Annotated in this window: 9 protein-coding genes; 2 read left to right on the top strand and 7 right to left on the bottom strand. The window is 48.4% G+C overall.

What is annotated here, in order from left to right; all coding sequences use genetic code 11:
- Positions 1–590 precede the first annotated feature (590 nt).
- The 6 genes from KU855_RS14160 to ilvC form a co-directional block, all read right to left on the bottom strand.
- A complete protein-coding gene (locus KU855_RS14160) occupies positions 591–1,721 on the bottom strand; it encodes an alanine--glyoxylate aminotransferase family protein (RefSeq protein WP_218530934.1) in 1,131 nt (376 codons plus the stop codon).
- Between the two features lie 75 nt (positions 1,722–1,796).
- Positions 1,797–3,359, bottom strand: a complete 1,563-nt coding sequence (ilvA, locus tag KU855_RS14155; RefSeq protein ID WP_218530935.1) for a threonine ammonia-lyase, biosynthetic — start codon at positions 3,357–3,359, stop codon at positions 1,797–1,799.
- 2 nt (positions 3,360–3,361) lie between these two features.
- Entirely contained in the window at positions 3,362–5,218 is a 1,857-nt protein-coding gene (ilvD, locus tag KU855_RS14150) for a dihydroxy-acid dehydratase (protein WP_218530933.1), read from the bottom strand.
- 9 nt (positions 5,219–5,227) lie between these two features.
- Positions 5,228–5,476 (bottom strand): acetolactate synthase 2 small subunit, encoded by a 249-nt coding sequence (ilvM, locus tag KU855_RS14145; RefSeq protein ID WP_218530932.1) that lies wholly within the window; start codon positions 5,474–5,476, stop codon positions 5,228–5,230.
- Positions 5,473–7,158, bottom strand: coding sequence for an acetolactate synthase 2 catalytic subunit (gene ilvG / locus KU855_RS14140; protein WP_218530931.1), 1,686 nt, complete (start codon positions 7,156–7,158; stop codon positions 5,473–5,475). Before ilvG ends, ilvM begins: the two co-directional genes overlap by 4 nt.
- 356 nt (positions 7,159–7,514) lie before the next feature.
- Positions 7,515–8,993, bottom strand: a complete 1,479-nt coding sequence (ilvC, locus tag KU855_RS14135; protein WP_218530930.1) for a ketol-acid reductoisomerase — start codon at positions 8,991–8,993, stop codon at positions 7,515–7,517.
- A 128-nt stretch (positions 8,994–9,121) separates the two neighbouring features.
- On the opposite strand from ilvC, the gene ilvY reads away from it, so the two are divergent.
- Positions 9,122–9,979, top strand: a complete 858-nt coding sequence (gene ilvY / locus KU855_RS14130; RefSeq protein ID WP_218530929.1) for an HTH-type transcriptional activator IlvY — start codon at positions 9,122–9,124, stop codon at positions 9,977–9,979.
- Here ilvY and KU855_RS14125 read toward each other — a convergent pair.
- Entirely contained in the window at positions 9,964–11,319 is a 1,356-nt protein-coding gene (locus KU855_RS14125; protein ID WP_218530928.1) for a hemolysin family protein, read from the bottom strand. The genes ilvY and KU855_RS14125 overlap by 16 nt on opposite strands.
- 167 nt (positions 11,320–11,486) lie before the next feature.
- On the opposite strand from KU855_RS14125, the gene KU855_RS14120 reads away from it, so the two are divergent.
- Entirely contained in the window at positions 11,487–12,317 is an 831-nt protein-coding gene (locus KU855_RS14120) for a GGDEF domain-containing protein (protein ID WP_218530927.1), read from the top strand.
- Positions 12,318–12,337 lie beyond the last annotated feature (20 nt).

The following is a 12,337-nucleotide window of genomic DNA, read 5'->3' as shown; positions in this document are numbered from 1 at the left end:
TTGCATGTTATGCGGACATCTTCGTTGAAGTCTCTTGCGAGACGTTTTAAATCGTTGTCGATTTATCAACTACTGTGAATGTCCACACAGATTTGCTTGTCTTCTACTTGTTAAAGAACGTTGCCGCCGTGGGCTTTGGAGCCAACTTCTCGTCAGCTCAGGGAAGCGTATTCTACGCATTTCCCAATGTGCGTCAAGTCATTTTTCAATTTCTTTTCGCGGCCACTCAGTGCGTTAGTCAGTGAGTGAATCTTCACTTCAAGTGACGTTGCCGCCTCATCTCGTGTCGATGGGGCGCATTATAGGGCCGCAAACCATTTGCGCAAGCGCTTTTTGCCATAAAACGTCATTTTTTATTTACACCCAATTTAGTCCCATCAAACTCACCGCTTACCCCCAGAGTTATCCACAAACGCCTGAAAAAAGTACAAAATAACCTTGGGGGTATCAAGGCATTATTCGGGTGACCCTATTATAGCTAGATGCAATTAGGCCGCCAGTTAGACGCCATTGCTGCAGTTTGAAGTCTTGAGGGGTAAAGCAAGAGCTTAACAATGCTAAGCTCTTGCGCTGCGCTACTGAAAATGTGCCTACTGGAGCACGTCTGCCAATGCCTTTAAGCACAAGGCAATATTCTCACGCCGAGCGCCATAGCCCATTAATCCGATACGCCACGCCTTACCGGCGAGATCACCCAGTCCGGCGCCAATTTCAAGATTGTAACGTTCGAGTAGCTGCTGACGCACTTGCGCATCATTGACACCGCTTGGGATATAGACAGTATTGAGTTGTGGCAGGCGACTGGCCTCATCAACCACAAAGGTTAAGCCTAACTGTTGCAAGCCCACTTTCAATTCTTGGTGCATCGCTTGATGACGTTTCCATGTTTGCTCTAACCCTTCTTGTGCCAACAGACGCAGTGATTCATGTAGCGCATATAGCGCATTGACTGGTGCGGTATGGTGGTAACTTCGTTTACCGTCGCCACTCCAATACCCCATCACTAGACTTTGATCGAGAAACCAACTTTGCACCGGTGTCTGGCGGGCTTGCAATTTAGCCACTGCAGCAGGCGAAAATGACACAGGTGATAATCCGGGTACACAAGATAAGCATTTTTGAGAGCCAGAGTAGATAGCATCAATGCCCCACTCATCCACTCGTAGTTCGCTTCCCCCTAACGATGTGACGGCATCGACTATGGTCAAGCAATCATGTGATTTGGCAACCTCACAAATTGCTTTTGCATCTGACAAAGCGCCAGTGGATGTTTCGGCATGGACAAAGGCAACAAATTTAGCCTCCGGATGCGCCACTAATGCAGCCTCTACATCAGCGACATTGACCGGCTCACCCCAAGCATTATCGACAACCACGGCTGTCGCGCCAATGCGTACCACATTTTGACGCATACGCTCGCCAAATACGCCATTGCGGCAAACGATGACTTTGTCTCCAGGCTCAACTAAATTGACGAAACACGCTTCCATGCCTGCACTGCCAGGAGCTGAGATAGCGACTGTCATCTCATTGGTGGTTTGGAAGGCATATTGGATTAATGTTTTAAGTTCATCCATCATACCAACAAACAAGGGATCCAGATGACCAACTGTTGGCTTAGATTGCGCAGCTAACACTTGCGGGTAGATATCTGACGGCCCTGGGCCCATGAGTATCCGACGCGGTGGGTTGAAGGCCTTAAACTGTGGTGCGACTATCATCTGCTCTCCTTGTATGTAATCTCAACGTTGACCTTAAGGTACCATAGTTGGCTCTATCTACTCTTTGAACCCTAGCTATTTGTTATCAAAGTCACTTTCGCCATGCGCTAAAAATAGCTGATAGGCAGGACTATTCGTTTGCTCTTGATAGACAAACCCTAATTCATCTAAGAACGCTTGGAATCCTAACTCATCACACGCGGGCACCTCAAAGCCCGCCAACACTCGCCCATAGGCTGCACCATGATTTCGATAATGAAAAAGGCTAATGTTCCACTGGCTTTGTAGTGTGGTTAAAAACTTGAGCAGGGCTCCTGGGTGCTCTGGAAATTCGAAACTCAGTAAGCGCTCATTTAGAGCCTGCGGTGGCCGACCGCCCACCATGTAACGGATATGCAGCTTGGCAGTTTCATCACTAGAGAGATCTTGCACCGCAAACCCCGCCTGTTGCAGTTCTGCAATTAAACCGCCTAACTCATCGAGGTTATTTATTCTAACGCCGGCAAACACCACCGCTTGATTGCGATTATTAAATCGATAATTACACTCAGTAATCGCGCGAGGTGAGAGTAATTGGCAAAACGATAAAAAACTCCCCGGACGCTCAGGCACAGTCACGGCCAATACCGCTTCTTTATGCTCTCCAAGCTCGCACCGTTCAGACACATAACGCAAACTATGAAAGTTAACGTTCGCTCCGCTTAATACGGCCGCCACTTTATCAAACTGCGTTGTGGTGGCATGTTTCTTTAATCCTGCTAAGGCAAGTGCGCCAGCAGGTTCAGCAATTGCACGGGTATCTTCAAAGATGTCTTTAACCGCCGCACATATTTCATCTGAGCTAACGGTAATGATCTCATCGACATATTCTTTAGCTAAACGATAAGGCTCATCACCGATGCGCTTTACCGCCACACCATCGGCGAATAGACCAACATGATCTAGCACCACTGGATGGCCAGCCTGCATCGCCGCCAACAGACAAGCGGCATCTTCTGGCTCAACAGCAATGATTTTAACTTCCGGCATCACGGCTTTATAAAAAGCAGCCATTCCCGCCACCAGCCCACCGCCGCCGACCGGAATATAAATGGCTTGCAAATCGGCTTGTTGTTGCAGCATTTCTTGAGCGACCGTGCCTTGACCGGCAATGACGGCTTCATCATCAAAGGGAGCAACATAGACACGACCTTGCGCCGCCGCTATCCCTTGGGCATGGGCATTGGCTTGATCAAAGCTATCGCCAAATAACACGACCTCACCACCACGGCGTTTGACGGCATCAATTTTTATCGAAGGTGTCGTCGTCGGCATCACGATGACCGCACTCACCCCTAAGGTCGATGCTGACAGCGCCACCCCTTGGGCATGATTACCGGCAGAGGCACAAATCACCCCTCGTTGGCGCTCTTCCGCTGTAAGAGTAGCAATACGGTTATAAGCCCCCCGTATTTTAAAGGAATGCACCGGCTGCATATCCTCACGCTTTAAATATACTTGGCGAGCCAAGCGCGAAGATAATTTAGGCATAGTTGATAATGGCGTGACTTTCGCGACTTCATAGACTTTAGATCGCAGTATTCGCTGTAAATAGTAGTTAGCCAATGTCAGCTGAGATTCTCGCGCTAGTGCTAGCATCACTAGTCCTCCAATTGACTGCGGTCACGCACCGCGCCTTTATCGGCACTGGTGGCCAATAAGGCGTAAGCTTTTAGCGCCCAAGACACATTGCGTTGACGGTTAGTCGGCTTCCAAGCTTGGGGACCTTTGGCGAGCATCGCCAATTGACGCTTGGATAACTCTGGCTCGCTCACGGCCAATTGAATACGTCGACTCGGGATATCAATGTCAATCCGATCGCCAGTTTGTACCAAAGCAATCATTCCACCAGCCGCGGCTTCGGGTGATACGTGACCGATAGACAACCCCGAGGTACCTCCAGAAAAACGCCCATCGGTGATCAACGCGCAAGCCTTGCCTAAACCACGAGATTTCAGGTAACTCGTTGGGTACAACATTTCTTGCATGCCAGGCCCGCCTTTAGGGCCTTCGTAGCGGATCACGACCACATCACCGGCAACAACCTCCCCCCCCAAAATACCAGCCACCGCATCATCTTGGCTTTCATATACCCGCGCATTACCGCTAAACGTCAGGTTATCTTCATCGACGCCTGCCGTTTTTACGATGCAACCATCCGCGGCCAAGTTGCCAGTCAACACCGCCAGCCCTCCTTCTTGGCTAAAGGCATGCTCTAGGCGGCGAATACAACCCGCTTGCCTATCGGTATCCAAACTCGGCCAACGACATTCTTGGCTAAATGCCTTAGTGGTAGGTATTCCTGCGGGTCCTGCACTAAACATTTGTTTAACTTCAGCACTCTGGGTTTGCATCACATCGAACTGGCCGAGCAGATCGGCCAAGGTGCCATTGTCTAGCGCCACATGACCCACATCGGTATGCAAGAGGTTGGCCCGCTGCAATTCCCCTAAAATAGCCATCACCCCACCCGCTCGGTGAACATCTTCCATATGATATTCAGGGGTTGAGGGTGCGACCTTACATAGGTGAGGCACTCGGCGCGACAATCTATCAATATCGGCCATGGTAAAATCGACATCAGCCTCATAGGCTGCAGCCAATAAATGCAGCACAGTATTCGATGAGCCCCCCATGGCAATATCAAGAGTCATGGCATTTTCAAATGCTTTGAAATTGGCAATATTACGCGGCAACACCGATTCATCATCCTGCTGGTAATAACGCTTAGCTAACCCCATAACGCGGCGCCCAGCTTCCAAAAACAACTCTCGACGATCGGCGTGAGTCGCCAGCAGTGAACCATTGCCAGGCAAGGACAAGCCCAATGCTTCCGTTAAACAGTTCATTGAATTGGCGGTAAACATCCCAGAACACGAACCACAGGTGGGACAAGCACTGCGCTCAATCTGCTCGCTATCACTATCAGACACGCGGCTATCGGCGCCGGCAACCATGGCATCGACTAAGTCGAGTTTAATGATCTTATCGGATAGCTTGGTTTTACCCGCCTCCATCGGCCCACCAGACACAAACACCACGGGTATATTGAGACGCAGTGCCGCCATTAACATACCGGGGGTAATCTTGTCGCAATTAGAAATACAAACTAATGCATCGGCGCAATGGGCATTAACCATGTATTCTAAGCTATCGGCAATCAACTCCCGCGAAGGCAAACTATACAGCATGCCGCCATGCCCCATCGCGATACCGTCGTCCACCGCAATGCTGTTAAATTCCTTGGCTATACCGCCGGCCTCTTCAATAGCGCCAGCCACTAACGCCCCCATGTTTCTTAAATGCACGTGACCCGGCACAAATTGGGTAAAGGAGTTGGCGATGGCAATGATCGGCTTGCCGAAATCCTCATCTTTAATACCGGTAGCACGCCATAAGGCACGAGCGCCCGCCATATTACGACCTTCAGTGGTGGTTGCTGATCTTAACTTTGCCATATTCTGTCCTTATCCTCTGGCTTGTTGGGCCAATACTGTGGTTACCTGACACTCGGTAACATCTAATAATTTTGTCAACTGTCTGGTCAACAACTCAATCGCTCGCTCCGCTTCGACTTGAATTTCAAGGGTATTCACCCCCCCCTTACAATCCATCACCATGGCAGTTAAGGTAAATCCACGATGACGCACGACTCTAAGTACCCGCTCAAGCACTTCGGGACGGTTTTGGGTCACCAAGTTGATGTGATGGATCATAATACTTTCCCCTTTGTCGCAATTGGCTGTTCTATCATTTGATCGTTGGCAGCTCCAGGTGGAACTAGAGGCCAAACATTGAATGCTTCGTCGATTTTAACGTGCAGTAAAAAGGCTCCGGGATGCGCCAACATCTGTTCCAAACCAGCCGTCACCTCATCGGCTCGGCTAATACAGCGCCCCGCAATATTGAATATGGCCGCCAAAGCAACAAAATCAGGGTTATCTGATAAGTCAGTTTCCGATAAACGCCCCTCGAAGAACAATTGCTGCCACTGTTTAACCATGCCTAATTTGCTGTTGTCTATCAGAACAATTTTGACATCGAGTTGATAGCGATTGATGGTTGCCAACTCTTGAATATTCATCATGATGGAACCATCGCCACAGACAGCAACAACCATGGCATTGGGCCGCGCAAATTTAGCTCCGATGGCCGCGGGTAAACCAAACCCCATAGTCCCTAAGCCGGCACTGGAGAGATGATCTTCCGGACGGCGAAACCACATATGTTGCGCGACCCACATTTGGTGTTGGCCAACATCGCAACTGACCACATTATTCTCTGGCAACTTATCCGCTAACTGACGCAATAGCTTGGGCGCGTAAATCAACTCACCCGGATGGTCATAGTTCCATTGATGTTGCTGCGCGAGTTGGTGCAACTCTTGCTGCCAAACATCAATAGACAGGGGACCACTTAAATAAGTTAATGCCGCATGAATGTCGCCGCAAAACGACACCTCTGGTTGGCGTAACTTGCCACATTCGGCAGGATCAATATCCAAATGGATAACCTTGGCATTAGGCGCAAACTTCGCTAACTGGCCGGTGACGCGATCATCAAAACGAGCTCCCACCACCAGCAGTAAATCACATTGTTGCACGGCCAAATTGGCGGCCTTCAACCCATGCATGCCCAACATCCCGAGGTAATAAGGATTCTTGGCATCAATACAGCCCAAGCCTTTGAGGGTCGCGACCGATGGCATACCGGTTTGTTCAAGAAAATGTTGTAGCGCGCCAACCGCCCCAGCCATACCGACCCCTCCGCCGGCGTATACCATAGGTCGCGTGGCGGCTTGAATAAGCAATTTAGCTTGGGTGAGTTCAGCCTCATTGAGACTAGGAAGCTCGTCGACCGCCATTAATGGTGCGCGATACTTAAGCTTTCCCAGTTGAATATCTTTAGGTATATCCACCAATACCGGGCCTGGGCGACCGCTGGCAGCCAGCTCAAAGGCTTGATACAGGGCCGGCAATAATTCATCAAGGTGACGCACCATGACGCTGTGTTTAGTGCACGCCAAAGATAATCCTAGAACATCGACCTCTTGAAATGCATCCGTACCAATCAGGCTTTGAGGGACTTGCCCAGTAATCGCGACCAATGGCACTGAATCTAGTAAGGCATCAGCAAGCACGGTGATGAGGTTAGTTGCGCCAGGTCCTGAGGTCGCAAAACAGACCCCAGTTTTACCGCTCGCTCTGGCATAACCGAGTGCCGCAAACGCCGCGCCTTGTTCGTGCCGAGCAAGTACATGCTCTAACTCGCTCCCATGCAAGGCATCATAAATCGGCATAATGGCACCACCAGGGTAGCCAAATACTTGAGTGACCCCATGGGCTAGTAGCGCTCGGATAACCGCTTGCGCGCCATTAATCTCTTGCTCATGTTCCATTAATACTGCCTCTGCCTAGAAAAACAAAACCCCCCGGTCCTGTGGGAGCGGGGGGTTGACGTTAACTGCGTTCAGTGTGGTCAATGCGCCTTAGGCCGCCCCCGTGATGAGATAATAATCACCAAGGTAATAATCACAGACACGAGCACGGTTAGGCGGCCTAAAAGGCTGGGCTTAACTTGCTGCAGAGATGTGATTTGGGCTTGATTGGTCATTGCTACACTCGTTCCCTATTTGGGGTGCGTTCACTAATGCGTTACATATATGCATACAGGTTTAACACAATAACCATTCAAGCCCAACTAAAAAAGTGGCCGAGTGAAGTATTTTCATCAACGAGTCACTTCGATTCAGCTTCAGTCGAGATTAATACGCTTCATATTTTTCATGTAACCCCGTAATTTCGCGCCTACTTGCTCGACCTGAGTATGGCGGATCGCATGATTGACGCGGATCAACTCTTGGTTATCGACCTGGTTGTCATCGAATCTTAAGCCAGCACCTAAATACTCAGGAGCCAATTGCATGACATATTCCCGCAGCAACGGCACTGCAGCATGATTAAACAAGTAACAGCCATATTCCGCGGTATCCGAAATCACTACATTCATTTCATATAAGCGCTTGCGGGCAATTGTATTAGCAATCAGCGGCGTTTCGTGCAGCGACTCATAATAAGCGGACTCTTCAATGATACCGGCGGCAACCATGGTATCGAATGCGAGCTCAACGCCGGCCTTAATCATGGCCACCAGCAAGATCGCTTTATCGAAATACGCTTGTTCCAATAGCACTTCATCGCTTTGGGGAGCTTGTTCAAAGCCGGTATCATTGGTTTCGGCGCGCCAACGCAATAAATTAGCATCATCATTGGCCCAATCATCCATCATAGTGGCGGAAAAATGACCACTAATGATGTCATCCATATGCTTTTCAAATAAGGGCCTTAACTGTTGCTTTAGCTCATCAGCAATTTTATAAGCAGCAATTTTGGCTGGGTTAGACAACCTATCCATCATGTGGGTAATCCCACCGTGCTTGAGCGCCTCGGTGATGGTTTCCCAACCTTGCTGAATTAACTTAGCGGCAAAGCCTGGCTCAAGACCATCGGCAACCATTTTTTCATAACCTAAAATCGCCCCGGTTTGCAGCATGCCGCATAAGATGGTTTGCTCTCCCATGAGATCGGATTTCACTTCGGCAATGAACGACGAGTGCAAAACGCCAGCGCGATCGCCGCCGGTGGCACTGGCATACGCCTTGGCGATCTCAAAACCTTGGCCGTTAGGATCGTTTTCAGGATGAACCGCAATCAAGGTCGGCACCCCAAAGCCACGCTTATACTCCTCGCGCACTTCAGTGCCAGGGCATTTTGGCGCTACCATGATCACCGTAATATCAGGGCGAACTTGCATGCCCTCTTCCACAATATTAAATCCATGAGAATAAGAAAGGGTCGCTCCTTGCTTCATCATCGGCATAATCGTATTGACGACTTGGGAGTGCTGTTTATCTGGGGTCAGATTTAACACCAGATCGGCCTCAGGGATCAGCGCCTCGAAGCTGCCAACCTTAAAGCCATTGGCACTAGCTCGTTTAAAGGACTCACGTTGTTCATCGATCGCTTGTTGACGCAAGGCATAGGAGATAGTTAAGCCAGAGTCGCGCATATTCAACCCTTGATTCAGTCCCTGCGCACCACACCCCAAAATAACGATATTCCAATCACGGATAAAATCGCAGCCTTGACGAAATTCGTCTGGCTGCATAAAACGGCACTGACCTAATTGTGTCAGCTGCTCTCGTAAACTTAACGAATTGAAATAATTGGCCATGGTTAACTCCTGTCGCCGGATCGTTGAAAATGACTACTGCTATAGATTGACTATAACTTGTATCTTTAGTTGCTTAAAATGATATATTCGGCACATAACGTTTCATTTTTTGCAACATGAGGTTAACTTTGGACATTCGCAGCCTGAAACTGTTTTTACACCTATGCGATACCTTGCATTTTGGCCAAACTGCGCAACAAATGCATGTCAGCCCATCGACCCTAAGCCGACAATTACAACGATTAGAAACCCTCGCCGAATGCCGATTATTCGAACGTGACAACCGCCAAGTACGGCTGACTCAAGGGGGGGTAGCCTTTCGACGTTTCGCTCAAGAAACCGTTAACCAATGGCACTTTTTGCAACAGCAACTCACACCGACCACCCAGTTAAGTGGTCAGTTGCGTCTCTATTGTTCAGTGACCGCCGCTTATAGCCATTTACCTCAGTTACTCGATAAATTTCGGCGCCAACATCCCTTGGTAGAAATCCATTTAACCACCGGTGATGCCGCCAACGCTCCAGAACAAGTGCAGCAAAATTTGGCCGATATTGCCATTGCGGCTAAACCCGAAGTACTGGCTAACAGTTTAGACTTTAAGGAAATCGACTCTATCCCTATGTGCCTGGTAGTCGCTCATCACGATCCGCTGCCAAACCACACAATAACTGATTGGTTAGCTCTACCGCTGATCTTGCCTGAGCGAGGACCCAGCCGACATCGAGCCGAGAATTTATATCGACAATTGGGATTGAAGATGAAGATTTATGCGCAGGTGTCTGGCCACGAAGCTATGGCCTCAATGGTCGCGCTGGGGTGTGGTATCAGTATTTTGCCGGAAGTCGTGATTCAACATAGTCCGGTGCGGGAAAGATTAACGGCCTTACCACTGTCGATGGTCAGGCCGTTGGCGTTAGGCTGCATCTCGCGACGGACTATGGCACAAGATCCCCGCTTAGCCGCCTTTTATCAGTCGTTATCTTGAGGCTTTGCATCCATTAACGGTGAAGCATTAATGTTTTCACCTAACAATTTGTCTTGTTCGATGCGAGTGACTAGTAATTGATCGACCCGATAAGCATCGATATCGACCACTTCAAATTTATAGCCCCCATGGACGACGTAATCGGTACGCTTGGGAATTTTACGCAGCATATACATGATAAAGCCGGCGACAGTCTCATAATTCTGACTCTGAGGAAATTCCTCAATATCAAACGCACGCATGACATCGGTAATCGGCGTTAAGCCATCCACCAGCCAAGAATTCGTATCGCGAGCAATAATTTGCTCTTCGCCTTCGGCGAGGTTCCAAGACCCCATGACTGCGCTCTGTAAATCATTGGTCGTGACCACCCCAACCACCAGCGCATACTCATTCATTACCACAGCAAAATCGGCACGATTATTTTTAAAATACTCCATCGCCTCAGATAAATTCAGGGTATCGGGAATGATCAATGCCGGATGCAGTAAATCCCCTTTTTTCAAGTCAATAACTTCACCATTGATCACGCGGATCAATAACTCTTTAGCATCCACAAATCCTTTGATTTGATCGAGTTGACCATCGCACACCAAAAACTTGTTATGTGGATCTTCGGCGATTTTACGCTTCATGTCTTCTTCAGTGTCTTGTTGCAAAAAGAACACCAAGCTCTCGCGCACTGTCATGGCCGCTGTCACGGGCACGGTTTGCATTTCAAACACGTTTTCCATTAATTGCTGCTCATCTTTATGCAGCACCCCAGCTTCAGTACCCGCCGCCATCACAGCGTAAATATCGTCTTCAGTAATCGCATCGTTGCGTGCCATTGGGATCCCAAGCAACTTAAATACGCCATTAGCAATGCCGTTAAATAACCAGACCAATGGTTTTAGCATCACGATGCAAAATGACATGGCCCCCACTAACGCCATGGCAATTTGCTCGGGCATCGCCATCGCCACACGCTTAGGCATCAAGTCGGCAATTAAAATAAACAAACTGGTGACCATCACAAATGACAGGGTAAAACTCACTTGGGCTAAGTAGGGCTCGGACAATAGCGGCGCTAATGCCAGTTTAAAGTAAGGCGTAAAGGCCGACTCCCCCACAATCCCCCCCAAGATTGCAACCGCATTCAATCCAATCTGCACCACAGTAAAAAAGCTCCCAGGTTGAGCTTGTAACTGTAACACTCGGCCAGCCCTAAGATCGCCCTCATCAAACAGCTGACGCAAACGCATTTTACGCGAGCCCGCTAAAGCAATTTCAGACATAGAAAAAAAACTACTGATGCTGATTAACAGAAATATGAGTAACAAATTCTCGAACAAGCCCATGGATACACCCGGAAGAAGAAAGGATTAACGCGTGAAAGCGTACACAAACAACAGCTAAATATATGCCTAACAGAGTAAGGTCGCCAGCGACCAGTTAACAAACAAACAAAAAATAGCATTTTTAGTCATTTGACTATACTTAAATCACGTTAATCACGGTGATTTGCATGACAATTATTGCTGTATGCTTGGTTTTTATTGGTTTGATAGGCTTAATTGCCTCCGTCAGGCCGGCCTATATTATTCTACATTTATCCGATTATCAGCATAAAGGATGGCTGATGTTAGTCGGGATGATTGGTATGTTTATTTTAGGCTATATCGGCTTCATATACATGTTGGTGGACCATATGGTGTCGATGCTCGAACTGGTGGTTGCTGCTATCTTTTGCGGCGGCGGCGCCTTTGTGTTTGTGATTACTTGCATGAGTCGCCAAACCATCGGCGATTTAATGCGTACCCTTAAAGACAATTATTACCAAGCGCACCACGACAGTTTGACCGGCCTTGACAATCGCCATCAATTTTATCTCGATTTAGAAAAGATGTTTGGCTCTCAAGCCCCGTATTTTTGCTGCATGATGCTAGATCTCAATAAATTCAAACTGATCAACGATAATTATGGCCACAGCTATGGCGACCACGTGTTAAAAGTCGTGGCTGAGAGATTAATCAATTCCGTGCCAGAAGATGCCATTACCGCACGCTTAGGCGGAGACGAGTTAGCGGTATTATTGCCAGGTTATGACTCTGACATGGCGATCAGGATTGCACAAACGATTCAACAAAGCTTATTAACCCCAATAGAATATGAAGGGGCTACTCTGTCTATTGGGGTCAGCATTGGCATCTCCCAATACCCGACTGATGGTCATGATAAAACCAGCTTAATGATCAATGCTGACATTGCCATGTATCAAGCCAAGCGTAATGACAGTCATTATCAAATCTATCAACCAGAACTTTCCTTGGATAGTGTCGTCGGTCATGAGCAGTAAGCTGTTAGACTCATTCTCGT

Origin of the sequence: Shewanella sp. NIFS-20-20, from assembly GCF_019209865.1 — a bacterium.
GTDB lineage: Bacteria > Pseudomonadota > Gammaproteobacteria > Enterobacterales > Shewanellaceae > Shewanella.
The sequence above is the reverse complement of the archived record's forward strand: the minus strand, read 5'-3'. Positions and strand labels throughout refer to the sequence as shown.